A 25,470-nucleotide genomic window follows, 5' to 3' on the forward strand; every position below is an offset into this window, starting at 1 on the left:
TGGAAAAAATTGCAGACGAGCGAGAAGAACGGAATAAAATTTCACAGTAGTTGGCTTAATCTGTTTTAAAAAATTGCTTTTCAAAAACGCGGGCTGAATTAATATCGGAGTTAATTCAGCCCTTTTTGTTTAGAGGCACTTATTTACGTGGCGGAGGGAGTTTTTCCAAGAAAGCAATAATGTCTGCGCGTTTTTGTGCTTCTGGAATAACTTGAATCATTAAGGTTCCCGGCGCGAATTTTAATGGGTCGATAAGAAATGTATTTAAGTTTTCCTTAGTCCAAGTCATCGCCTGTTTCTCTTTTAGGCCGTCACTGTAACCTTTGAAGGAATCAACGCTAGCGATAGGGCGATTGATGATGCCCCGTAAGGTCGGTGCAATTGATACATCGTGACAGCCGCTACATACGGCTTTATACATTTGCTGGCCGGATTTTAAATCGGGAATAATATTATCTTGCGCAAGTGTGTTGAGGGTGCTGAACGACGCGCATGTAAAAGTGATAAAGGCGAGAAAGATTTTGAGATTAAAACGGTTCGAGTTTAAAAATGACACTTCGTTTTTGGTTTGATTTCTATTGTTCATTACATAAATCCTGTTACAAATATAGTCTTAACTATTTATTACTGTTTTCAAGTTCTTGCTGTTTTTACATTTGTTAGTGAAAAGAAGCGCTCCTTTCATATAACCTTAAGAGTCTATAACGCCAACACTGGTTCCTTTGTTCTAGTCATTTTTTACCTTAACTCTACTAGCCACTTGTTATCTTGACTTTAAGCCTTCGCATTGTACAATCGTGTCGATCTGGAAAACAACAACAGCTTTATATTTTCCTAGTTTTATCCTCAGCCGTTTTGGTTGCTAATAACTAAGGTGGCTGCCGGAAATGGGACGCAAGCAAGATAAATTTAATAAATGAACAAACTGTTTTCCGAGATTAAAACACCTGGTTAAGAACCGTTAATGAGTCCGTACTGTCTAGGCTTCATTAAAATAAAAGTTAATAGTCTGGCGCTTATCTAACTGGGTAGAAGTTCGTTAATAAAGAATAACTAGCGAAGAAAATTTGCAATTCCGGAGGTTTTTAAGTGCTTAACAAAAAGAATTTGGCGCGTCTTTTATGTCTTCCAGTTCTGGGTCTAGGATTAGCTAGTTTAAGCTATTCAACGCACGCAGTAGAAACTGCGGCTAATGCTGAAACCGTTAAAGTCGCTGTGCGAAGGCTCACAGAATCCCAATACCGGAATACGATCGAAGATATTTTCAGTTCAGAGATTGAAATTAATGCTCGCTTCGAGCCTGAGAAACGAGAGGGTGGTTTGTTGGCGATAGGGAGCTCATTATTATCGCTGACGTCTTCCGGCTTTGAGCAGTATTTCACCTTAGCAAGTGCCGTTTCTACTCAAGTTCTCAATGAAGAGAACCGTAAGAAATTTGTAAGCTGCGAACCCAAAAATGCCAAGTCATTTGACGAAGCTTGTGCAAAACAATTCATTACTCACTATGGCGAGCTGCTGTTTCGCCGCCCATTGAGTGAGGGAGAAACAAACGCTCGTCTCAACACTGCCGCTACTGGTGCAAAGCAAGAAAAAGATTTTTATCTTGGTTTGAATATGGCGTTGACGAGTTTGTTAGTGGCTCCGGAATTTATTTTTAGGGTTGAGATGGCAGAACCCGATCCCAATAATGCGGAAGAGCTGCGACTTGACGGATATACTAAAGCAGCTCGCATGTCTTTTCTTTTTTGGGATACAACGCCGGACAAGGAATTACTAGAGGCCGCGAAAAGTGGTGCTTTGCACACTGAAGCGGGTTTAAATAAACAACTTGATCGCCTAGCGTCTTCTCCGAATTTTAAAGACGGTGCAAATGCTTTTTTAGCAGACGTGCTACAGCTCGATGGTTTCGCCAATCTAGTAAAAGACCCCGCAATTTATCCTAAATTCAATCAAACCGTTTCCGATAGCGCCCGCGAGCAAATGCTAAAGACTGCGATCAACTTGTTGATTGAGGAGCGCGGTGATTATCGAGATTTATTTACCTCGAATAAAACGTTTATCAACAGATCTCTAGCCTCTATTTATAACGTTCCTTTTGCTTCCGCTGAAGAGTGGACGGAGTATGAGTTTTCAGATTCATCTGGACGTGCTGGTATCCTTACTCAAGTCGGCTTCCTTTCTTTGTTTGCGCATCCTGGTACATCTTCACCCACACGGCGTGGCATAAAAATTCATGAAATTTTTATGTGTGAACCCACTCCTGATCCACCGGCCGATGTCGATTTTTCTAAAGTTAAAGACAGTATGTCTGGCACTGTTCGTGGGCGATTACTGGATCATATGGAAAATACTGGTTGTACTGCTTGTCATCAACGAAGTGATCCACCGGGTTTAGCCTTGGAGCATTTCGATGGTCTCGGTCAGCTACGGAAATACGAAAACGGAACATTGATTGATGTTAGTGCTGATCTAAACGGCGTTAAATTAGTTGGTGCGAAAGGTCTTGGAGAATTTTTACACGAAGATCCAAGAATTCCGGCCTGTTTAGTTCGTAATGTTTATGCATACGGTGTAGGACGTGAAACAGATTTTTGGGATGAAGATTATCTCGCCGACCAAACCGATGCGTTCGCGGAAAATGGTTATCGCGTTCCCGATTTAATGAAACAAATTGTTTCAACACCTGAATTTTTTAAAGTGGTAGTGCCAGAAGGGCAAGAAACAGCATCCGCTGCTGAATCCGTTTCTATCGCTGCTCAACAATAACTAGAGAGGAACTACTCATGAGCTCACGTTCACGTTTTAATCGCCGTTCGCTGCTGCGCGGCATGTTAGGTGGCAGCGCTGTTTGTGTTGGTCTTCCAGTTTTGGATGTGTTTTTAAATGGCAACGGCAGTGCTTTTGCCGATGGCACTAAATTGCCGACGCGTTTCGGAACTTATTTTTGGGGTTTAGGGCTAACCGATACACCGGCAGGTGGCACTCGTTGGGTACCGCCGACTACTGGCTTTGGTTATGAAGTAATGCCTGAACTAGAACCTTTGCGTGCCTTAAAAGATAAGGTCTCGGTGTTTTCTGGTTTTCGCGCAATTCCTGATGGTCGTGCAAACTTAGTGCACTGGAGTGGCCACGCATCGATTCTTTCTGGTGTTGCACCTTCAGCGTCGAATAGATTTGATGCGCCGTCATTTGATACAAAAATTGCTGATGCGATTGGTACGTCAACACGCTTTAAAGTACTCGATATCGACGCATCTACTTCTCGTCAGCCGGTGAGTTATTCCACTCGAACCGGTTCGACCTTCGCTTCTCCTGAAGTCACACCATTGGCCTTATACAACCGTTTATTTGGTGAAGGTTTTCAAGATCCAAACAGCGACAACTGGCAGCCGGATCCTTCAATTCGTTTACGTCAGAGCGTGCTTTCGGCGGTAAAAGATCAGCGCCAAGAGTTAATGAGGTCTGTTGGAAAGGATGATCAAATTAAATTGGATCAATATTTTACGTCGGTTCGCGACATGGAGAATCAGTTAGCGATTCAGTTACAACGTCCAGAAAAATGTGAGGCCTGTGTTGTGCCGGGTGCTCCTGATGAAGGAAAGCGTTCTGCCTCAGTTGACGCTGTAAACGCAAATACTAAAGCGATGGCGAAATTACTAGCAATGGGTCTCGCCTGTAATCAAAGTAGGGTGTTTACTTTTGTGCATACCGCTGGTGCTTCTGAAACTTACATCGCCGGTGAAAGCAAAATCTATCATCAAATTACTCACGATGAGCCAACCGATAAAGCGTTAGGCTATCAGCCGGAAACCAGTAAATTAGCAGGTCATGTGATGCAAGGTTTTGGTGATTTCCTAACTGAAATGGATGCTATTAAAGAAGGTGACGGTACGCTCTTAGATAACAGTTTGATTATGGCGTTCAGTGATACAGGTTATGCAAAAATTCACTCTATCGAAAACATTCCGATGTTTCTTGCAGGTGGTGCTGGTGGCGGTCACAAAGCTGGGCAGCATATTCATCAACAAGGTGAATCAGTTACTCGCTTATCGTTGACCGCGATGCAAATTGCTGGCGCACCTGTTGGTGAATTTGGAGAAGGCGCGATGAAAACCTCTCGTCCAATTACCGAAGTTATGGCATAGAAGGAGGTCGTTGTGAAAAATACTATCTTAAAAATGTCATTCGCTTTGGTTGCTATTTTTCCTGGATTGGCAGCGGCGGATTGGACTCGTTCTTACGTGATTGAATGGTATGAGCCGGCAATGTATTACGGTGCAGAAAGCGGTGTGATAGAGCCCGGTACTGATTGTCCGAATGGTACTAATCCAGAAATCGATTGGATTGAGGTCATGGTCAATGCGGGTTACACAAAAGAAGAAGCGGAGTGGTTGCGCAACCCTGCCAACCCGACGCGAAGCCCGGTTCATGGCCAGAATCAAATGGCGTATCGCGGTAAAAACCGAGCAAATGTTTATATTGATCCTGAATCCTATCCTGATCCGGGCTTGACGGAAGTCAGTGGCAAAATTGCTGAAGGAATAAATTTAGACGGCAACAAAAAAACCGGTTTCATCAGCCCAAATGGTGAAAAAGGCATAGACAATACTTTTTATAAAACCCTTGGTTGCTGGAAAACGTATCGGGCCCCCGAGCGTCTTTCGAGCGGTGCGTTGCAGTTTAACGATTCAATGCGAAATGGTTCATGGACGGTCGTCATTGTCGTTTCAGGGCAAGGTTCCGATCCGATGAACGATAAGAATGTAAAAGTTGGTTTTTACATGAGCCAAGATCCGCTAGTGAAAGGCGGCGACGGCAATATCGCAAGTAATTACACTTTTCGTATTCAACCAAATGCAAAGTACGAAGGCATATTGTCTGCACGAACCAAGAAGGGAGTGATCTATACGAAGGAGCCAGGTGAATTAGTTATTCGTGAACCTGGCTACACTCGGGATCTGGAAATGTTGCAAGCCCAACTCCAGCTTGAAATGAAAGAAGATGGATCGCTCAAAGGTTATTTGGGCGGGTACCGGCCTTGGAAGCCAGTGTATGACGGGTGGGTAAACGCTCGCGGTCCGGTGATTGAATCGCTAACCTGGGTTGAATTGCCGAGCATATATTATGCGTTAAAAAGAAATGCTGATTACAGTCCACCGGGAACGATGGGCGAAAAAACACATATCTCTTTCGCGTTGCGAATTGAAGCGCTACCTGCGTTTGTGATGACGCCAGATGCAAAAAAAGAAGTGGCATCCGTAGTGTCATACAAAGCTCAAGCGCCTAAAGATGAAGGCAACGCTCGTTCATTTTCATATGTTGTTGATGGTATCGTTCCAGACAGAAAAGCAAAAGTTCAAGCGGGTCCAAATGTGAACGTACTAGCTAATCGAGCAGAAATTTTGGGTGAATAAAAATAAACATAAGGAGTATCTCTTGATTCGTAAATTATTATCTATAACCAGTGCGTCAATTTTATTATTGATGTGTTACGCAACGCCTTCGTTGGCGGAAAATGCTTTAGCAGAACTAACAGATGCGGAAAAGCCAATTCGTGTTTCCGGTTTGGGAATTCGAGTTAGTGACTTGGAGCGCTCAAAGAAATTTTATACCGAGGTGTTGGGTTTACAGGTCGATGCGCGAGTTCCTGCGCAAGGAGAAGTCATCGAGTACATTTTGGGGATGACGGGAAATATTCGTGAAGATACCTTGATTGTTATCCGCAAAGGTGAAGTCAAACCAGGAGCAACCGAATTCGGTAACATCGTTATCGTGGTCAGTGACGGAAGAAAAATGGCAGAGCGTGTTGCGGCGGCAGGTTATCCGCCTGCCAAGATAGTTGACGGGACGAATTTTGTTAAAGATCCTGATGGCTATAATATAGAGCTTTATCAGCGTCCATCCCCTGCACGTTGATAACTGATGACCGTCGATTATGACGGTGGATAATACTTTTCAACAGAGGTGATACTTATTTGGTATCATCTCTGATTTCGTATTAATTGAAGTGTTTGTCTGCTCTAAATTCTTTCTGGTTTGAAATATATGCTTAGTTTAAAGAACGATTCACTTGCTAGACCTGGCCCTATCCGCTCAAAGTTATCGAAAGCCAATAATACATTTGTTACTCAGCAAATTACCGAAGTGTTCGCACGTAAGGCCAAGGTGTTGGGTATTCGTTCCATTGCGATGAATGATATCGCGAGAGAACTGAGAACAAGCACTAAAACCATATATAAGTATTTCCGCACTAAAGAAGATTTAGTTTACGAATTAATTGTTCGTTGGGAAAATCGAACCCATCGTCCGATATCATCTTATGGGATGAGTTTGCTAGAAGTACTGCGTTATTGGATAAATGTTTGGGTGGAAAATGACGCGCAATTTTCAGCTAGTTTTTGGATTGATTTAAAGTCAGATTATCCCAAGCTACATCAAATCTATTTGGATTCGCTTTATGCACAAATGGCAGCGATGCAGCAGCAGTTAACGCCATATATCCGCGAAGATGTTAATCATGATTTCGCGTGGTCTACGTATTTTATGTTAATGACTTCTTCAGCGTCGCCCAAAAAGTTTGAAAAAATAGGCATGTCGAGAGAGCAAAGTGTGTATTCAGCTTTCGATTTTTGGATTCACGGTGCTCTTGATATCGAAAAACTAAAATCTGCAAACCTAAAGATTCCAAAAATTGGCGGCTAGTCATTATTTTTTGGAAAAAATGGCAAGCTGGCTTCAAACATCTTGAATGAAATCAAATTCTTGCTATTTCCTTCACTTCACTTCATCTTGTCAAAGTAGCTGATGGCTCCTGCGGCGTAAGTATTTCGAATGCGGCGGGAAAGAAATTAAAAAAAGGCGATGCCTAAACATCGCCTTATCAAGAGTGCACTACTTACGCACAGGAGGAACTTTTTAAATAGCCTCTATATACCTGAGAGAACTATTTACCAAGTTTGTTAAGATCCGCCACGATCGCGTCAAGCACTTTGTCTGTTAACTGGTCGGGAACATAGCCCGCAAGTTCACTTAAAGAAATAACTCTGGCTTGATCAATTTCTGGGTTTGACATCATGTCCGGCACATATTTAGCCATGACTGCACGCAACTCATCATTATCCAATATTGTTGCCATAGAAACGTCTTTGCTGTATTTCGCTTCTTCAGCCGCATAAGTGTTCGCGCCGACAGCCGTTAGCAGCAGTACGAAAACGATAGATAGGGTTTGTACTAAGTGTTTGATTTTTTGTATGTAGATCATCGTAGTCTCCTTGAAAGTTTATTTTTATTAACAGAGCGAAGCGCTAAACTTTAAACTTTTAGCTATACAATGTATAGCTATTATTGTACTGTCTTCTATACGCTGTATAGTTGGGCTGTCTAGTTAAGGTTGCGTTTTTGTAGGCAATTCGAAAGCCTAGCTGTAGCAAGGGCTTTGCAGCGGTTTCATCTTGAAGATCGAGATTGGCGACAACTATCTAATAATGAGGTCAGCTACATGAAAAAATGGAGTGAATATACGGGTTCGGCGATCGAGACGGGCTCTTCCAGGCAAACAAGAAACTTAATAACTAAGCTAGTTTTCTGCATCGTTCTGATACTTGGCTTTACTAACTTGCTGAATGCGGCCGAGTCTTCTGAAGGCTTAACGGCGCCTTACGACAAGCCTTATATTGACGTCGATGAATGGCGAGATACTCCAGTTAGACATCGCTATGTACACGGCGGTTTTACCGACACTGAGCTGCGTTTCTCATTGTATTTTCCCCCCAAAGAACAATATGACGGCCGTTTTTTTCAGCCCCTTCAAGCTGTGTCTGGAAATGAAAACACCGCGCCAATGGCCTTGTATCAGGCCAGTGGCGTTGGCTTTGCGTTAGACAGCGGTGCTTATCTTGTCGAATCCAATCAGGGTAGTCGCAATATGTTTGGAGGTGACTCTAATGCTAATGCAGCGGTAGCGATTTATTCGCGAACCATTGCCGTTGAAATGTATGGGGAGCATCGTCCATACGGTTACGTTTACGGCGGTAGTGGTGGCGCTTTTAAAACGCTTGGTAGCGTAGAAAATCATCCCGGCGTTTGGGACGGTAGCATTCCCTTTGTGCACGGCTCGCCCGTTGCAATTCCCTATGTTTTTACCGTTCAAGCACATGCGATGCGAGTGCTAAAAGATAAGTTTCCGCAAATAGTTGACGCGATAGAGCCGGGCGGTAGCGGCGATATGTACGCGGGTTTGAGTGATGAAGAAAAGGAAGCGCTCGAAGAAGTGACCTACATGGGTTTTCCACCTCGGGCTTGGTTTAACGTAGAAAAAATCGCCTTTGGGTACACCGGTGTTTTTACCACTTTGGTTGATAGCTTGCGTTTAGGTGATCCCACATACTTCCAAGATTTTTGGAGTAAACCAGGATATTTGGGTGCGAATCCGACCGAGTCTTTAAAAAAGGCAAGGATTCAACAAGACGCAAAAATTTCGGCGCTGGTAATGCCGGATGAGATTAGAAAATTAGGCCTCCCACTTTCTATGCCGGCTAGCCAGGTGAACAGTGGGGTGGAGTTTCCTGCGGCTTTCCGTATTGCGAATTTACCGAAAGGCGATTTACAGGGAGCCACTATTACAATGAAAAGTGGTGAAGCGCAGGGTAGTGTTTTATATATTGTCGGCGTCGTCGATGATTTAGTCATGATTGGTTTTGGTGTCGGTAGTTTTCAAGCGATGGCAAAAATTCGTGAAGGTGATGAAATTGCTATCGACAATTCAGTCTATTTAGCCGCGCAAACGTATCATCGTCATCAAGTACAGGCACCGGAATTTTATATTTGGAATTTGTTTAAAGATAAAGATGGCGAGCCTAAATATCCGCAGCGACCTCGACCTTTGCCCAGCATGCAAAGTGGTGGTTCGACAATGAGCGGGAATTTTAACGGGAAGATGATTGTGATAAGCGCATTAATGGATGAAGCTGCTTTTCCGTGGCAAGCAGATTGGTATCGTTCGCGAGTTAAAACCGCATTGGGAGACGAGTTCGATGATCGCTACCGACTTTATTACATCGACAACAGCATGCACACAACGCAATTGGCAAAACCTCGCGACCCACGCCCTGTTGCAACGACGCGGGTGATTAGTTACCAGGGTGCGTTGCAGCAGGCGCTACGTGATTTAAGTAATTGGGTTGAAAATGATGTTGCACCGCCAATGGGAACTCAGTATCAAGTTGACGGAGGGCAGATCGTAATTCCCGATAGTGCAGATGAGCGTAAAGGCATTCAACCCGTTGTAACACTGAAGGTAAATGGCAGTGAACTCGCTAAAGTTAAAGTAGGTGAAACAGTAAAGTTCAGCGCAGAGATCGAAGCACCGCCGCAAACGGGTCAGATAGTCAAAGCGGAATGGGATTTTGACGGCGCTGGTGAATATCCACGAAATGAAAATTTGACGGGCAAAGCTAAGAATAAAATAACCGTTACAAGCTCTTTTTCTTTCTCTGAACCCGGCACTTACTTTCCAGCAATTCGCGTTGCTTCAAATAAAGACGGTGATGCGAACGATGAGTATGCCTCGGTACAAAATATTGGTAGAGTGCGTGTTATCGTTGAATAATGAACAAGATAAAAAGCCAATAAGGTGCTTATGGTTGCATCAAAAAAAGAAAAACAAACCCGCGAACTAGATCCACAACTTATTGCCAAGGCCGCTATGGCTGTTGTCGATGAGCAAGGGGTTGCGGGATTCACAATGCGTGCAGTGGCTAGAGCACTGAATGTTACTCCGATGGCGCTTTATCATCATGTTAAAGATAAGGCGGGCTTGGCCGCCTTGTTGGTTGATGGTGTGATGCGAGAAGTGGCTTTGCCGCCAACGACCGGTGATTGGCGGGAAGATTTGTGGGCTATGTCAGAGTGGAGCTGGGAGATTACACTGGCTCATCCGGCAGTTTCTCGATTAAGGCGTGAATACCAAGTATGGACACCTGCTATATTACAAAAATCAGAAAGATGGTTAAGTCTTTGGCAACAAAGCGGTCTTGAATTATCGAAAGCTTTGTTGGCAGCGTCAAGTAGCGGTAAAGCCATTGCCGGTTTAGCAGAGGAAGAGATTATTCTTCGTGATCTTCCGATGCCCGACGCAAAAACGTTGTCACAGTTTCCCAATGCGAAATTAATGTTTGATAAACCCCACGAACCAAAAGCAGAATTCGAATTGGCGGTGCGCGCGTTAATTGATGGGATTTACAGTAAGCTTTCACAGAGTTAAAACGATTAAATTTTTATTCAACGGTTTGTTACGGACAATAAAAAAGGAGCGCTCAGCGCTCCTTTTTTTAAGCATCAAAAATAATTTTATTGGCTAGCTGCAATTTTGCCACCTTTTGCAGACGCCATCAGTTCCAAAATTCTTTGCGTGACCAAAGGTTCCAATCCTTCGGTGTGGCCTTTGTCGATACGGACAACGTCGGCAACCACGCGACCGTCATCGCAATTTGGGTAGTTATATTCTTCTGCAGTTCCGGGGCGAGCAGCCATTCCCCAAACCGGATAACCGGTTCGACTAGAGTCCTGAATCCAACCCGCTTTTGTATCAACAATTTCTGATTTAACTCGCGCGTCACAAGAAAATTTTTCTGCAAGGCTAGAAGTTTCAGGTAAAGCAACAATTTCGTGTTCGCCAGTCGTATATATGTGAGAGTAACTGCACGAAGGTAAAGTACTTGATACAGGGCGTGCTGGTCTTGCTGGCGGAGGTGAACCGTCAGCAAGTGGCGGGCCGAAGCGAGGTACCATTTCAACGCCACCAACGCGACCGCCGGATAAACTTAAAACGCCGTCAACTTTGTCTGCAAAAAAATCGCTACAAACAATGCGCTGCGAAGTCATACCGCCTTGACTATGTCCGGCTAACCAAAAGGATTTAATATTTTCTTTGCCGAATGCTTCCGTTACCAAAGTGGTAATATTTTGTAAATGCGCATCATCTTTGTCTGGCATCCACATGCGAATACCGGGGCCAGAACCGAAAGAGCCTGAGCCTTCTGCCGTGGATGTCGCCACAACCATGCGAAACTTTTCTTTATGATCCATGGCAGGAAAATAATGTCGTTGCCAGTTTGCGATAGAACCCGCGCCATGAATATTTAAAACGAACATCACGTCTTCGCCAGGTTTTAAATCACAAGGATAATCAAGAAAAAATTCACGACCCGTTGCTGGGTCTTTTACGTTGCCACGAACCGCTGTTTTTGCGGCACAATCTCCTTCAGAACAATGTACGGGTGGTGGCGATTGACAGGCGACTCCGAGAATGTCGGCGGCTTGGCCAAACTGTGAGAGGAAAGTTAATGCTATTCCACTCACTGTAGTACTTAATATCTTATTCACGTCAAACTCCTATAGTTTTTATTTGATGTATTGTTAATTTTCTTATTTGGTTTTATTGGTATTGAAATGAGACTGTTTTTTTAGCGTGTCTCATTTTAGTAAGTATTTATTAAACCAAGTCAATCTTTCAGCGGCGGCTTGTGCTCGGTGTTCAGGGTTTCGGAAGCCGTGGTCGCCACCTTCATAAGTAATAAAGTCTGATTCAATCCCTTTGCTCTTTAGTTCGGCGAGCATAATTTCGCTGTTGCTAATCGGTACCAATGTGTCGGCATCGCCGTGTAACAGTAAAGTAGGTGGATCGTCAGGCGTGACAAATAAAATCGGCGAGATGGCAGCGGCTTTTTCTTTTTCAAAGTTAAGCGCTGGGAAGCGTTCATTGTTTCCTCCAGCCATAGCTCGTAAATCTACTGGCGGATAATATGAAACCACTGCCGCGACTCGATTGCTTACTCGCATCACAGGGTCTTCAGAATCGCTAATGCCTTGATCCGAATCAAATCCTAACATTAACGACAGATGCCCGCCGGCACTGCCGCCCGTTACACCCATTCGCTCGGGGTCTATGCCGTAATCATCCGCGTGCAAACGAATATGGCGTACCGCACGGCTGACATCAGCGTAAGCTTCCGGAACAAAATAGCGGGGCGCGCTGCCGTGATGGACGGCAAAAACGGTGTAACCCGCATCAAGCATATCCGCGAACCCTGCTAATCTGTTTTCGGGTTCCTGCCAGCGTGAGAACCAGCCTCCGCTGACCATGTAAATAACGGCAGCCTTGTTGCTTTTTCCGCTTGGTTTAAATACGTCATAGAATAAAGCCATACCGTCTTTATGACCATAGACTACATCAGCGGTATACGGTTTCTGATTGGTCGCGCATCCGTAAAAGGAAAATAAGATGAACATTATAATTATGGGTTTTACTAATTTCATGGGACGTACCACTTTTAGGTTATTGTTATAAGGTTTTCGTGTTAGAGAAAAAATTAAATTTTAATTCGGGTTTCTAGTAATGCAAAGCGCTCATAGCGTAGATCATTACGGAATGAATTGGCTATATATTAACGCCGATTATCGATCACTTAGCATTTCTTTATGTTTTCTTCCGTGTTTATTCGTAGCGTATTTTCACCGGAATTATTTTCCAATGAATTTGGGACTGCGTTTTTGTACGAAGGCGGCGGCGGCTTCTTTATGGTCTTCGGTCAGCGTACACAAAGTGTGATTTTTTGCTTCCTGATCAAAACAATCCACCAGGCTTGCGCCATTTTCTGCCAAATTAAGATTTTGTTTTATTTTGCCGAGTATTTGCGTGGGGCCATTGGCAAGTTCTGCAGCAAATTGTAGCGCTTCGTCTTGCAATTGACTTGCTGATACACAGCGTGTCATCAGGCCGAGTTCTGTCGCTTCTTTTCCGTTGAGTTTTGGCGACAGTAAATATAATTCCCGGGCTTTTGCCGTGCCGAGAATCTTTGATAAAAAGTAAGTGCCGCCAAAATCACCGGATAGGCCGACCTTTGCGAAAGCTGTGGTGATTTTTGCATCTTCTGCGCAAATTCTAAAATCGCATGCAAGCGCCATAGATAAACCCGCGCCTGCAGCAGCACCTTGTACCGCAGCAATAGTAGGCTTTGGCATCTCATGTAAATAACGCGATACATTCATGCGATCACGTAAACTATGCATGCGTTCTCCAAGAGACAGCTCGCGGCCCTGGCCATCGTTCATTGCTTTAACGTCGCCACCAACACAAAAATAATTACCTTCACCTTTTAATAACACCGCCCGAACGTCATCATTATTCGCGGCCATTGCCGTGGCATCTACTAAATCACTGAGCATTTCCCCATTAAGAGCATTATTCCGCTCGGCTCGGTTCATGGTTAATATTAATAAACCATTGTTTAATTCTTTTTTTAAAAATTCTGACATTTATCTTCTCCAGGAAATATTCATATAAAGAGCTACCAAGTATCCACAAAAGGTCGTTTTTGTCCGGACAAAGGCTCGCGCAATTTGCACGAGCGCAAACCGGAAATAATCCATTTGCGTGTTTCGATGGGATCAATCACCGCATCTATTTCCAATGAGTTGGCAACGGCAAGGGCTTTTCCTTGTTCGTACATTTGGGCGAGTAATGTGTCGTAGAGTTTTTGTTTTTCTTCTGGACTATTCAGTGCTTCAAATTCGCGTCGATAACCAAGATTTACCGCACCTTCTAAACCCATCGGACCAAATTCTCCGGTCGGCCAAGAAATCGTAAAGAAATTATCGTAAGTGCCGCCGCCCAGCATGGCCATAGCACCCAAGCCATAACATTTGCGCAACACGACGCCAAACATCGGAACAGTGATTGAACGGGCGGTGACATACATTCGACAAACATGGCGCACCAAAGCAGTTTTTTCTGCCTCTGGACCCACCATAAACCCAGGGCAATCACACAAAGAAATTATTGGAATATCGTAAGCATCGCAGAGTTGCATAAAGCGTGACGCTTTATCGGCAGCCGCAGCATCAATAGCACCACCCAAATGTTTGGAGTTGTTGGCGATAACGCCGAAAGCTTTGCCTTCAATGCGAATGAAGCTCGTAACAATACCAACGCCGAATTCTTTTCGTAATTCCAGTACGGTATCTTCATCGGCCATATTATTTATCGCATCGCGAACTTCATAAACTCGCAAACGATTTTCGGGGACGACGTGACGTAACTGACGTTGGTCGGGTGCTTGCCAGTTTTTTAGCGAACCCTGAAAGTAGGACAGATATTTTTTTGCAACTTCGCAGGCTTCCGCTTCATTTTTTACACGAATATCAACGACGCCGTTTTTGGTTTGAATATCAATAGGGCCGATGGCTTCTGGTGGATACACACCGAGTCCACCGCCTTCAATCATTGCGGGGCCAGCCATGCCAATATTGGCACTTTCATCAGCGATAATGACATCACAACAACCTAGAAATGCTGCGTTACCTGCAAAACAGCGACCCGAAACGACACCGACCATCGGCACTTGGCCACTGAGTTGCGCGAACTTGGTAAACGTACCATTTGATACACCTGCGTGAGTCGAACGATCAGTATCGCCAGGGCGACCGCCACCGCCTTCGGCAAAAAAGATGAGTGGTAAATTAAACTCAGCGGCTACTGATAAAATACGATCTAATTTTCGATGATGACGTTGACCTTGGGTGCCTGCAAGCACCATGTAATCGCCAATTGCAAAAGCGCAACGTGATTTATCTTCGCTGAAATACTTGCCATTAACCTGGCCGAGCCCCGTAAGAATCCCGTCGCCGCTGGTATTGCGAGTTAAATCATCGATGGTACGACGTTGACTTTGTGCAGCGATAGCAAACTCACCGTATTCAATAAAAGAATCGTCATCACAAATCTGCGCGATATTTTCCCGAGCGGTTTGTTGTCCCCGTTGATGGCGTTTTTCTACCGCTTGCTTTCTGTTTTTATCCAAGCCAAATGCACGACGTTCTTCGACTTCCCGCAAATCATCACGGATTAAATCAAGATCAACGTCGAGCTCGGATTTCATTTCCGAATCGCTATTGTTGTTAGCAGCGATAGCGAGAATAAACGCGTTATCCATCAAAGTTTCGCCCACCTCTGCAAAAATACTTTGTACCACTCCGGCGCAGGGCGAGACTATCACGTGTTCCATTTTCATTGCTTCTAGTACAGCAATTTGTTGACCAGCTTGAACCTGGTCTCCAGCGCAGATCTCGATACTGACTACCGTTGCCTGCATTGGGGCGATGACAGCCGTACTACCTTGGGGCAGTTCCGGGGCGGTGGTTTGCACCTGCCTGGTTTTTACTTTTGAATTAAAAAATAAATTTGTAGCGATTGTTTCGCAACTTTTCGCGATATCTTTTGCATGCGCTTCGATAAAATGGGTGGAAATTATATTGTTCTGAATGTCTGGTTGCGCGAGTAGGGCGCGTAGCCACACTAAGTTGGTATCGAGGCCTTCGATTCTAAATTCACTTAGCGCGCGTTCAGTTTTTTTAACGGCTAACTCGAAATCAGCATGTCGACTATGAACAATTAATTTAGCGAGCAGGCTATCGAAACTCGTCGAATTCCGATAACCCGAATATCCGAATCCATCAACTCGAATGCCCGCGCCACTCGGTGCTTCATAAATATCAATGTTTCCGCTACTTGGTTTAGCATTTCCAGATGCGTCCATTGTCTCCATGTTTATTCGGCACTGTATTGCGTAACCATTCGGGGCATCAAATTTTTGTTGATCGATTCTGAGTTCAGACAGGTCGATGCCTTTTGCAATTTCTAACTGCAAGCGAACTAAATCAACGTCGAAAACCGCTTCACTGACGGTATGTTCAACTTGAATACGCGGGTTCGCTTCAATAAAAAATATTTCTCGTTTTTCACCAGCGTCGCTCAGTAAAAACTCAAAGGTACCCAGTGAGCGATAGTGATTGCTTTCGGCAATTTTTAAGGCGTAAGAAAAAATTTTATCGCGATCAGTTTTGGTCAATGTAGGAGAGGGGGCGACTTCGACAACTTTTTGATGGCGGCGCTGTAAAGTACACTCGCGTTCACCCATATGAACACAGGCGCCACTTCCGTCCCCGAGAATTTGAACTTCTATATGACGAGCTGCGGGAATCTTACGTTCAACATAAACATCAGCTTTGCCAAACCCCGTGAGTGCCTCAGAGCGACAACGATGCCAAGCATCTTCAATTTCTTCGGAGTTAGACACCACACGCATTCCGCGACCACCGCCACCGGCAACGGCTTTGATAATCATCGCTTCGCCGCTGGCTAAGGACTCAAAAAACGTTTTGGCTTGTTCCAAGCTGGTATCGGTATTTGTACCGGGTATGGTTGGAACGCCAAGATTTTCTGCGTATTGCTTAGCGGCGATTTTGTCTCCGAGCAAGTCGAGGCTCTCTGCGGTAGGCCCAACGAATATAAGACCTGCGGCTTCTACCTGCCGGGCAAATTCTGCATTTTCAGCGAGAAAACCGTAGCCTGGATGTACGCTATCAGCGCCAGAACTGAGTGCTGCTGCTATCACCGCTGCAGTGTTTAGGTAGGCTTTTGCTCCTCGCTCCTGCAACGCTATGGCTTGGTCTGCCCGCTTCACATGCAAATTGTTCGCGTCGTCTTCCGAATAAATAGCAACGGTGGCAATTCCCATGTCGGCGGCGGTTCTTGCGATTCTTATCGCTATTTCTCCGCGATTGGCGATGAGAAGCTTCGTTATAGGTGCGGTTGATGAGAGGGTCTTGGACTGCCCATTACTCATGGGTTACTTCCTTATTGGTCTATTTTGATGAGCACTATTAGAACGTCGAGCGGGACTTAAATATTCTTATTTTGCCAGACTGACGTTTGTCAGGTTAAGATAGTCCCGACTTGTGGTCAAGGCTAGAGTACATATCTCGCCCTGGACCTAAAGCTATCGCTGTAAAGGATCTATATATAGTTGTTGTTGATTAGATGATCATTGTGGAGGCTGTGTTTGAAAGCCCAAAATAACAAAAATACAAACCAAAAAGCTAAAACTCTAACAACCAATGAGTTGGCTGAGGCCGTGGTTGACGGTGTGCAAAATACCAGTCTCGCGGAACGCCGTCGCGATCAGATTTGTGATGCTGCTTTAGAATTGTTTTTGGAAAAAGGTTTTGCTTCCACAACCATTCGAGATATTTGTGCAAAGTCTGGTGTAAACCAAGCCAGTATTTACGATTACATCGCTAATAAGAATGATATTTTACGGCGTTTGTTAAATAAAATGTGGTTTCGTCCCGATGTACCTACTTTGGCTCAGCGTTTAGAAAATCAAAGCGAACTCTCTCTGCAAGAAAACTTAACTTATTACTTTCGTGATACGTGGAGTATAAAGCGTAAAGGGACGCTGCTGGCTTATCGCACAGTACCTTATTTGCAAGAAGAAGATCGCGCTGCTATGCGCACAAGAGAACGTAATATTGCAAAAGATTTTGCGACACAATTAAAAAATGTCACTAACTTACCGGCCGATGATCCGAAATTAGAAATTCTTGCTCAACTTATTATTTATCTCGCATCTTTTGCGCCCATGCGTGATTGGCTCATGAAAGATATTGATGACGAATTAATTTTGGATACAGTAGCCGCTGGTGTTGCCGCGATGATCGATCAGCTAGTGGCAACGAAACCGGTTTGATTAATCAGGAAATATTTAACTCTACAATTAATGGTTTCATAAAATTCTAAAAATCCTTAATCCATTTTCTTTGCGATTTCATATCCTACTTCAGCTACCTTTCTTGCTCGTGCACCATCCCGTTCTGGATCTGCGCTAGCGCTGCTAACGTTACCTTGTGCGGCACGTGCAGCAACACCTTGTACAATTGCCGCAAAGCGAAAACAGGCGAAGGCGAGAAAGATTGGCCACTCAGGAATTCCGTCGCGGCCAGTGCGTTCGCAATAACGTTCTAACAAAGCCTCTTCCCTTGGTAAGCCTGCAGCAATTAAATCGGTTTCGTTACTTTTACTTTCCGCACCGGGCATGCCTAAAGGAATGTGATAGTGCAGAGATAAGTAGGCTAAGTCGGCGAGAGGGTGGCCAATGGTCGCAAGCTCCCAATCGAGTACGGCAATGACTTTCGGTTCTGTGGGGTGAATGATGGTATTACCTAAACGAAAATCGCCATGCACGATGGAACTCTCATCCGAATCTTCGGCGCGTTCAAGTAACCAGTCGCGTAATGCATCCATATCGCTGTAATCAAAATCCGCTGGTAATGCCGATTTTGATTCTTCATATTGTCCTGCCCAACGTTTTACTTGTCGATCAAGATAACCTTCAGGTCGGCCAAAACCCTCTAACCCTACAGCTCGCCAATCAACGTTATGTAAGTCGGCAATCGTGTCAATAAGCGAATAGGCCATCGCGGGCCTATCTTTTCTATCAAGCGGGCCCATTGCCGGAGAGGGAACGATGCGACCATGAATATATTCCATGATAAAAAACTCTGCGCCGATAACCTTTGCGTCGTCGCAATAGGCAATCATTTTGGGTACGGGAACGGGTGTATCCGCTAAGGCGTGCATTACTCGGTGTTCGCGATCCACCGCGTGGGCTTTGGGTAATAATTTTCCCGGTGGTTTTTTTCGTAACACATAGTTCTTGCCTGAGGCGCTACTTAAAAAATAAGTTGGGTTAGACATGCCGCCTTGAAATTGGCGAACTGTTAAACCTTCCGCGACTTCCGGCGCGGCATTTTTTAACCAAGCTGACAATGCATTGTTATCAATTTTGTGTATGGGTAAGGGTTCGACGATGACCGGGCCTGCGTCTAAGGGGGTGTCAATGGAAGTTTTACTCATAAATCTTGACTCATATTTTCTTATAAATTTTTAAAATTTGGTGCACGTTTCTCAACAAAACTTTGTACGCCTTCCTTGAAATCAAAAGTAGAAAAACTTTTATTCATTTCCGCGTCGGCAATGGTCAAAGATTCATTAAAACTTTGTGCGTAGCTTGCGCGCACTTGACGCTTCATAATGGCGATTGAACGCGGTGACACGTCATTAGCTAAAGTGCTAGCTAATGAGTTGACATGTTTTGGTAATTCTTCACTTGTGAGCGCTTTGTTAACCAACCCAAGTTCCGCAGCTTCCACGCCGGTAAATTTTCGCGCGGTAAACAATAAATCGAGGGCATTGGCTTCGCCTATCAAGCGCGGCAGTAACCAAGCGATTCCGTGTTCGGCGACTAGGCCACGAGCAGAAAAAGCGGTGGTGAATTTTGCGTTCTCAGCAGCAAAACGTAAGTCTGCATACAGGGCGAAAATTAGACCGATCCCCGCGCAGGGGCCGTTGATTGCGGCAATGATAGGAAGAGGACAGTTATATAAATACGCAAAACGACCACTAAACATATCATTTACGTGAGGGCCGAGTTCCTTAGCAAATGTTAATTCAGTTGTATCGGCAGAAACAATTTCGTTTGTTCCTGCGTCAGCAGTATCTTGCAAGCCACCCATGTCGGCTCCGGCACAAAATCCTCGGCCAGCGCCGGTGATGACAATACAGCGTGATTCCTTATCCTGGGTCGCACGGAAAACGGCATCTCGTACTTCTTCTGCCATCGTTGCCGTCCAGGCGTTTAAACGGTCTGGGCGATTTAACGTGATGGTAGTGATGCGGTCTTTGTTTTCAAATAGTATTTGCTGGTAACTGCTCATTTATTCTTATTTTTCCCGCATTATTTTCTAGAAAGTTAATGAGATTCTACACAAACGAAAATATCTTACTCAGTTATAGACGAAGCACGGCTTTACAAATAATATTTTTTTGGATTTCGTTGCTGCCACCAAAAATGGAAAGTTTTCGGAAATTGTAGTAGTGAGGTGCAGCGTTACACGCAGAGTCAGGACCGATCCATTCGCCATCAAAATTTTCCGTAAATTGTTCTTTTACAAAAGGCAGGCAATAATAACCAGCGAGTTCAACATTCAGCTCGTCAATCATCTGGCCGATTTCAGAACCTTTAATTTTTAATATGGAGGATTCCGGTCCTGGTGCATTGCCGGTTGCGACAGAAGAAAGCGTTCGTAATTCTGTATATTCTAAAGCAAGTAAATCGATCTCTAGCTCAGTCACTTTTTGTTTGAAAGCAGGGTCGTCCATTAGGGCAGGTGCGCCATTGGTATTTTGGCTGGCTTTTTCTTTTAATTCGTCAAGGCGAACCTTGGAACGGGCGACCATCGCGATGCCGGTTCGCTCGTGAGTCAATAATAATTTTGCATAGGTCCAACCGCGACCTTCCTGGCCGATTAAATTTTCTTTTGGTACGCGTACGTTATCGAAATGAACCTCGTTAACTTCCCGATGACCTTCTAGGGTAATAATAGGTGAAACCGTAATCCCTGGCGTTTTCATATCGATGAGCAGAAAACTAATGGATTCTTGATTTTTCGTATTGCTATCGCCAGTGCGCACCAAACAAAAAATCCAATCAGCAAAATGACCTAGCGTCGTCCATGTTTTGGTGCCGTTAACAATGTAGTCGTCACCGTCGCTGGTTGCAGTAGTGCGCAGTGACGCCAAATCGGAACCGGCATTCGGCTCCGAGTAACCCTGACACCACCACACATTGCTAGCCAGAATATCGGGAAGAAAACGTTGTTTTTGTTCGTCATTGCCGAAGGTGTAAATGACGGGCGCGACCATTTTTAAGCCGAAGGCCATGGGTTCAAGGACATGGGCTTTCGCGCATTCGTTAGACCAAATATATTTTTGGGTTGACGTCCAGCCGGTGCCACCGTGTTCAACTGGCCAATTAATTCCGGCCCAGCCTTTCTTTGCTAGTATTTTTTGCCATTCAACCCAGTCATTTTTTTCTAGGTGAATACCTTTCTCTAATTTTTCTCGAATATGTTTTGGATAATTGTTTTCTAGAAATTGACGAACTTCATCTTGAAACGCAAGTTCTTCGGGTGAGAAATCAATATTCATAGCGTATACCCTAGTAAGGTGATAACAGGTGTTGCTAATAAATTTACTTGGTTTGTTGTTTTAATCTTTGGGATTGTAAGCGCGATTTAATTTCCGCATGCCGCCAATCCAGCGATCATAATTATCAGTTTTGCGACGCATATAATCTAAAACTTCGGGGTGGGGGAGAACTAAAAATGTTTCGGCTTCGATAGCTTGTAAACACGCTTCCGCAACAGGCTCTGGTTCCATCATGCCGTCGATGCTAGCAACGGCATCTTCTAAGCCTTTGGTCATTTCTGTGCGCACTGCTTGTGGGCAAAGTACTGAAACTTTAATGCCATCGTCACCGTGGGTGAGGGCTAGCCATTCGGAAAAAGCAACCGCAGCATGTTTGCTGACTGCATAGGGCGCCGAGCCGATCTGCGAAAGTAATCCCGCAGCCGACGCGGTATTTAATAAATAACCGCCGCCACGGGCGATCATTTTAGGAATTAAATAGCGTGCAACAAAAATATGGGACATCACATTCACATCCCATATTTTGTACCAATCGTCATTCTTGACTTCTGCGCCGCCGCGAACAGATATCCCCGCGTTTGAACAAAACAAATCTATTGGGCCGATATTTGTTTCTATATCGTCAATTAGATTTTTGACTGCTTCATCGTTAGCGACGTTAATGGTATACGCCACACCCTTAACTTCTTTTGCTGTTGCTTCTACACCCTGAGAATTTAAATCCACACAAACAATTTTTTTTGCACCGGCTTTCGCAAAACGGAATGCCATGGCGCGACCGATTCCGCTGGCAGCACCGGTAATAACAACAATTTTGTCTTGAATATCCATTATTTTCTTTCTATTGTTAAATCAAAAAAAATCCAAAACGCAACCGTCGAATAAAGCGAAGTGCTTAATTCCACATATCCGTTCCGCCGCAAACTGTGTGTGCTTGGCCAGTAATGTATCGACTTGCATCAGACGCGAGAAAGACAGCGAGACCAGAAAAATCTTCTGCTTCGCCTAAGCGACGTAAAGGAATTTGCGAGTTAGCTCGCGCGAGCGCTTCGGGATTGTCCCACAAGGCTTTTGAAAAATCGGTACGAATCAAACCAGGGCAAATTGCATTGGCGCGAATACCACTAGGGCCGTATTCCAAGGCAAGATTTCTTATTAAGCCAATCAGGGCAAGTTTCGACATGCCGTAGACGCCGAGTTTATCGGAGGGTTTGAATGCACCGATGCTTGATGTAAACATCATCGAACCGGACCCGGCTGCGATCATGTCTGGTGCAACCATTTTGGCTAACCACAAATTTGCTTGCACATTAGTTTTCATAATTTTCTCGTAAGCATCATCTGGGATTTCTGTGATGTTACCGAAAAAAATATTTATTCCCGCGTTGCCAACAAGAATATCGACTGGCCCAGCAAGTTCGTGAGTTTTGTCGACCAAATGTTGCAATTCTTCTTTGCGCCCAGCATTTGCTGCGACGCCGAAAGCACGTTCTTCGCCACAGCTTTTATTAATTTCTGCGGCAACTTGATCTAGTGTTTCTTGTGTACGTGAAGAGATGACTACTTTAGCGCCGTGACTGGCGAGGCTTTCCGCCATCGCCCGTCCCATGCCTTTTGATGCGCCCGTTAAGAGCGCAACCTTTCCGGTGAGATCAAATAGTTTTGTTTCAACCATGGTGTTGGCGTCCGGTTTAGTCTTTAGGAGCTTTGGTGGCTTTGAAGGCTTTTACTTCTGCGCGGGCAATCACGTTGTGATGCACTTCATCGGGGCCGTCGGCAAAACGTAAAGTACGTTGTTGCATATACATTTCACTGAGGTCGGACCATTGGCTTAAACCCGTTGCGCCATGAATTTGAATCGCGTCGTCGATAATGTCGCACACTTTTTCCGGCACCATCGCTTTCGCCATAGAAACCCAAATGCGCGCTTCTTTGTTACCCATCAAATCCATCGCTTTAGCAGCTTTCAAAACCATTAAACGACAGGCTTCAATTTCAATGCGTGAGCGCGAAATGGTTTCCATATTTTTGCCAAGGTCGAGAATTTTTTGGCCAAAAGCAGTACGGGTTAAGCCGCGTTCAATGGCTAGGTCCAAGGCTTTTTCTGCACTTCCAATAGAGCGCATGCAGTGGTGAATACGACCAGGGCCCAAGCGAATTTGTGAAATCTCAAAACCTTTGCCTTCGCCCCAAAGAATATTTTCTTGAGGAACGCGAACGTTTTCGAGTTTGATATGCATGTGTCCGTGAGGCGCATGGTCATGGCCGAATACTTTCATCGGGCCAACAATTGTCAGGCCGGGCGCATCAAGAGGAACTAAGATTTGCGATTGCTGACGGAACGCTTCAGCACCAGGGCTAGTTTTGACCATTAAGATCATAACTTTGCAGCGCGGATCACCGGCCCCAGAGATGTAATATTTTTCGCCATTGATAACCCAGTCGCCGCCTTCAAGTACGGCTTGAGTTTCAATGTTACGCGCATCGGAAGAAGCGACATGAGGCTCGGTCATACCGAAGCAAGAGCGAATTTCACCCGCCAACAATGGTTTCAGCCATTTTTCTTTTTGCTCGGGTGTACCAATTCTTTCCAATACTTCCATATTGCCGGTGTCTGGTGCAGAGCAGTTTAAAGTCTGCGAGGCAAGAGGGTGTTTCCCTAATTCAAATGCGATGTAAGCGTAATCTAAGTTCGACAAACCTTCGCCGGTTTCGGCGTTTGGCAAAAAGAAATTCCACAAACCTGCTGCTTTTGCTTTGGCTTTTGCGCCTTCAAGTAATTCCAATTGTTTTGGATGGTAACTGAAACGATCCTCTAGACCTTCTGCAAGCCGGTAAAATTCTTCCTCGATAGGCTTAACATTGTCTTCGATGTGCTTAATGACGGCATTTAGCAGTGGGCGAGCCTTTTCGGACATCGACAAATTATTCAGGTCGTTATTCGGTGTTAGATGATTCAAGTTTCTGATCTCCTGGGTAAAAAATTAAAAGCATGTATGTAGAATTAATGTGTTTGATAGTTGTGCCGTTGTCCTATTTATAATCGACTGACAAATGTCAGGAACGCAATACTAGAGGACTTGAGGACATTCGGTCAATCGATTGGACAGCATAATTTCGTCCTTTCCTGCTTGACAGTAACTTGGCATCCGCCGTAGTGTTCCTGACAAACGTCAGGGGCGGAAATACCCCTATTTTAGGCACAAGTTCTTGCAGCAAATTGTAGATATCTAAGCTAATCAGACAAACCAACGGAGATCCAATAGTGACTGAACAAAGCCAACCTACCGCCAATGATGTAGCCGCCTATGTAGGCCAAGCCAGTAATAAAGCCTGGGAAGTCCCCGGTTTACCGGCTGATACGGCACTCCGACCTATTAAAAAAGTAGGCATCATCGGTGCCGGCACTATGGGTGGCGGTATTTCGATGAATTTTGCGACTGCCGGCTACGAGGTCACGATCGTTGAAACTCAACAAGAAGCTTTGGATAGAGGTTTGAGTGTGGTTCGCGCTAATTATCAACGCAGTGCGGATCGCGGTCGTTTCGCGCCGGAAGAGGTTGATATTCGCATGAACCGAATAACAGGTACCTTAAACAAAAGTGATCTTGCTGATTGTGATTTAGTGATCGAAGCCGTTTTCGAAAATATGGATTTAAAGAAACAGATTTTTGGCGAGTTAGATCAGATCGTAAAATCAGGCGCGATCTTAGCGACCAATAGTTCAGCTCTTGATATTGACGAAATTGCTTCGGCAACTAAACGACCGGAAGATGTCATTGGCTTACATTTTTTCTCGCCCGCGAACGTTATGAAACTACTTGAAGTTGTACGCGCTGATCACACTGCAGATGACATTGTCGCAACGTCGATGGATCTCGCGAAAAAAATTAACAAGATTGCTGTGTTGGCCGGGGTAACGCCAGGTTTTATCGGCAATAGAATCTTACGTGCGCGTCAAGCTCAAGCGAATAAACTTTTGTATAAAGGTGTGATGCCTTGGGATGTTGATGCCGCAATAAATCACTTTGGTTTTAAAATGGGTCCGTATCAAATGGCAGATTTAGCTGGACTAGATATTGGCTGGTCAAAAGGTGCAAAAACGGAAAACCCCATTCGCGATACTTTGTGTGAAATGGACCGCCGTGGACAAAAAACCAAAGCGGGTTTTTACGATTATGATGAAAACCGTAAACCGATTCCCTCCGATATCGTCGCAAAAGTGATTCGTGATATTACCGGCGCGGAATCTTCAAGCATTGATCAACAAGAAATTATTGAGACTTGTATTTTTCCTATGATCAATGAAGGCTTGAAAATTCTCGAAGAAAACAAAGCGCAGCGACCATCGGATATTGATATCGTCTGGTTAAATGGTTATGGCTGGCCAGCCGATAAAGGTGGCCCGATGTTCTACGCTGACACGGTGGGCGCCGCTACAATTTTGGCGCGAATGGAAAAGCTCGCTGCCGAGGATGATAAGTTTTCTCCTGCAGAAACACTTAAGAAATTAGCCGCGGAAGGTGGGTCGTTTCTTGAGCTTGACTTAGGCGGTTTAAAAACAGCTAAAGATCGATAAAGAAAAA

At 44.7% G+C, this 25,470-nt stretch carries 21 protein-coding genes; 9 read left to right on the plus strand and 12 right to left on the minus strand.

The window, feature by feature from the left end:
• Nucleotides 1-139 precede the first annotated feature (139 nt).
• Nucleotides 140-586, minus strand: a complete 447-nt coding sequence (locus ACYUCY_RS13360; RefSeq protein ID WP_460227001.1) for a c-type cytochrome — start codon at nucleotides 584-586, stop codon at nucleotides 140-142.
• A 503-nt stretch (nucleotides 587-1,089) separates the two neighbouring features.
• Here ACYUCY_RS13360 and ACYUCY_RS13365 point away from each other — a divergent pair.
• From ACYUCY_RS13365 to ACYUCY_RS13385, 5 genes are all read left to right on the plus strand, one after another.
• Nucleotides 1,090-2,766: a DUF1592 domain-containing protein gene (locus ACYUCY_RS13365; RefSeq protein WP_460227002.1), complete on the plus strand. Its 1,677-nt coding sequence runs from the start codon at nucleotides 1,090-1,092 to the stop codon at nucleotides 2,764-2,766.
• A gap of 17 nt (nucleotides 2,767-2,783) precedes the next feature.
• Nucleotides 2,784-4,145: a DUF1552 domain-containing protein gene (locus ACYUCY_RS13370; RefSeq protein ID WP_460227003.1), complete on the plus strand. Its 1,362-nt coding sequence runs from the start codon at nucleotides 2,784-2,786 to the stop codon at nucleotides 4,143-4,145.
• A gap of 12 nt (nucleotides 4,146-4,157) precedes the next feature.
• Nucleotides 4,158-5,414 (plus strand): hypothetical protein, encoded by a 1,257-nt coding sequence (locus ACYUCY_RS13375; protein WP_460227004.1) that lies wholly within the window; start codon nucleotides 4,158-4,160, stop codon nucleotides 5,412-5,414.
• 22 nt (nucleotides 5,415-5,436) lie between these two features.
• The gene (locus ACYUCY_RS13380; RefSeq protein ID WP_460227005.1) at nucleotides 5,437-5,916 is read left to right on the plus strand and encodes a VOC family protein; all 480 of its coding nucleotides are present in this window, start codon (nucleotides 5,437-5,439) and stop codon (nucleotides 5,914-5,916) included.
• Between the two features lie 129 nt (nucleotides 5,917-6,045).
• Nucleotides 6,046-6,702 carry a TetR/AcrR family transcriptional regulator gene (locus ACYUCY_RS13385; protein ID WP_460227006.1) on the plus strand — a complete coding sequence of 219 codons (657 nt, stop codon included), beginning with the start codon at nucleotides 6,046-6,048 and terminating at the stop codon, nucleotides 6,700-6,702.
• Between the two features lie 241 nt (nucleotides 6,703-6,943).
• Here the strand turns inward: ACYUCY_RS13385 and ACYUCY_RS13390 are convergent, their stop codons facing one another.
• The gene (locus ACYUCY_RS13390) at nucleotides 6,944-7,261 is read right to left on the minus strand and encodes a hypothetical protein (protein ID WP_460227007.1); all 318 of its coding nucleotides are present in this window, start codon (nucleotides 7,259-7,261) and stop codon (nucleotides 6,944-6,946) included.
• A 237-nt stretch (nucleotides 7,262-7,498) separates the two neighbouring features.
• Between ACYUCY_RS13390 and ACYUCY_RS13395 the strand changes: the two genes are divergently transcribed.
• A complete protein-coding gene (locus ACYUCY_RS13395) occupies nucleotides 7,499-9,607 on the plus strand; it encodes a hypothetical protein (RefSeq protein ID WP_460227008.1) in 2,109 nt (702 codons plus the stop codon).
• A 30-nt stretch (nucleotides 9,608-9,637) separates the two neighbouring features.
• A complete protein-coding gene (locus ACYUCY_RS13400) occupies nucleotides 9,638-10,261 on the plus strand; it encodes a TetR/AcrR family transcriptional regulator (protein ID WP_460227009.1) in 624 nt (207 codons plus the stop codon).
• Nucleotides 10,262-10,347: 86 nt separating this feature from the next.
• Here ACYUCY_RS13400 and ACYUCY_RS13405 read toward each other — a convergent pair whose 3' ends face one another.
• From ACYUCY_RS13405 to ACYUCY_RS13420, 4 genes are all read right to left on the minus strand, one after another.
• The gene (locus tag ACYUCY_RS13405; protein ID WP_460227010.1) at nucleotides 10,348-11,382 is read right to left on the minus strand and encodes a hypothetical protein; all 1,035 of its coding nucleotides are present in this window, start codon (nucleotides 11,380-11,382) and stop codon (nucleotides 10,348-10,350) included.
• Nucleotides 11,383-11,472: 90 nt separating this feature from the next.
• Nucleotides 11,473-12,315 carry an alpha/beta hydrolase gene (locus ACYUCY_RS13410; protein WP_460227011.1) on the minus strand — a complete coding sequence of 281 codons (843 nt, stop codon included), beginning with the start codon at nucleotides 12,313-12,315 and terminating at the stop codon, nucleotides 11,473-11,475.
• 204 nt (nucleotides 12,316-12,519) lie between these two features.
• A complete protein-coding gene (locus tag ACYUCY_RS13415) occupies nucleotides 12,520-13,314 on the minus strand; it encodes an enoyl-CoA hydratase-related protein (protein ID WP_460227012.1) in 795 nt (264 codons plus the stop codon).
• Between the two features lie 32 nt (nucleotides 13,315-13,346).
• Nucleotides 13,347-16,682 (minus strand): acetyl-CoA carboxylase family protein, encoded by a 3,336-nt coding sequence (locus ACYUCY_RS13420; protein ID WP_460227013.1) that lies wholly within the window; start codon nucleotides 16,680-16,682, stop codon nucleotides 13,347-13,349.
• Nucleotides 16,683-16,898: 216 nt separating this feature from the next.
• Between ACYUCY_RS13420 and ACYUCY_RS13425 the strand changes: the two genes are divergently transcribed.
• Nucleotides 16,899-17,585: a TetR/AcrR family transcriptional regulator gene (locus ACYUCY_RS13425; protein WP_460227014.1), complete on the plus strand. Its 687-nt coding sequence runs from the start codon at nucleotides 16,899-16,901 to the stop codon at nucleotides 17,583-17,585.
• A gap of 56 nt (nucleotides 17,586-17,641) precedes the next feature.
• On the opposite strand, the gene ACYUCY_RS13430 is transcribed toward ACYUCY_RS13425, so the two are convergent.
• The 6 genes from ACYUCY_RS13430 to ACYUCY_RS13455 all read right to left on the minus strand — a co-directional run bounded on the left by ACYUCY_RS13430 (nucleotide 17,642) and on the right by ACYUCY_RS13455 (nucleotide 23,802).
• Entirely contained in the window at nucleotides 17,642-18,751 is a 1,110-nt protein-coding gene (locus ACYUCY_RS13430; RefSeq protein WP_460227015.1) for a phosphotransferase family protein, read from the minus strand.
• Nucleotides 18,752-18,771: 20 nt separating this feature from the next.
• Complete coding sequence (locus ACYUCY_RS13435) at nucleotides 18,772-19,611, minus strand: enoyl-CoA hydratase (protein ID WP_460227016.1); 840 nt, start codon at nucleotides 19,609-19,611, stop codon at nucleotides 18,772-18,774.
• Between the two features lie 73 nt (nucleotides 19,612-19,684).
• A complete protein-coding gene (locus tag ACYUCY_RS13440) occupies nucleotides 19,685-20,884 on the minus strand; it encodes an acyl-CoA dehydrogenase family protein (protein ID WP_460227017.1) in 1,200 nt (399 codons plus the stop codon).
• A 60-nt stretch (nucleotides 20,885-20,944) separates the two neighbouring features.
• Complete coding sequence (locus tag ACYUCY_RS13445; RefSeq protein WP_460227018.1) at nucleotides 20,945-21,715, minus strand: SDR family oxidoreductase; 771 nt, start codon at nucleotides 21,713-21,715, stop codon at nucleotides 20,945-20,947.
• Nucleotides 21,716-21,779: 64 nt separating this feature from the next.
• Nucleotides 21,780-22,559, minus strand: coding sequence for an SDR family NAD(P)-dependent oxidoreductase (locus tag ACYUCY_RS13450; protein WP_460227019.1), 780 nt, complete (start codon nucleotides 22,557-22,559; stop codon nucleotides 21,780-21,782).
• Between the two features lie 16 nt (nucleotides 22,560-22,575).
• A complete protein-coding gene (locus tag ACYUCY_RS13455; protein ID WP_460227085.1) occupies nucleotides 22,576-23,802 on the minus strand; it encodes an acyl-CoA dehydrogenase family protein in 1,227 nt (408 codons plus the stop codon).
• 347 nt (nucleotides 23,803-24,149) lie between these two features.
• On the opposite strand from ACYUCY_RS13455, the gene ACYUCY_RS13460 reads away from it, so the two are divergent.
• A complete protein-coding gene (locus ACYUCY_RS13460; protein WP_460227020.1) occupies nucleotides 24,150-25,463 on the plus strand; it encodes a 3-hydroxyacyl-CoA dehydrogenase in 1,314 nt (437 codons plus the stop codon).
• The last annotated feature ends 7 nt before the right edge of the window (nucleotides 25,464-25,470 follow it).

This window comes from Aurantivibrio infirmus (genome assembly GCF_054767315.1).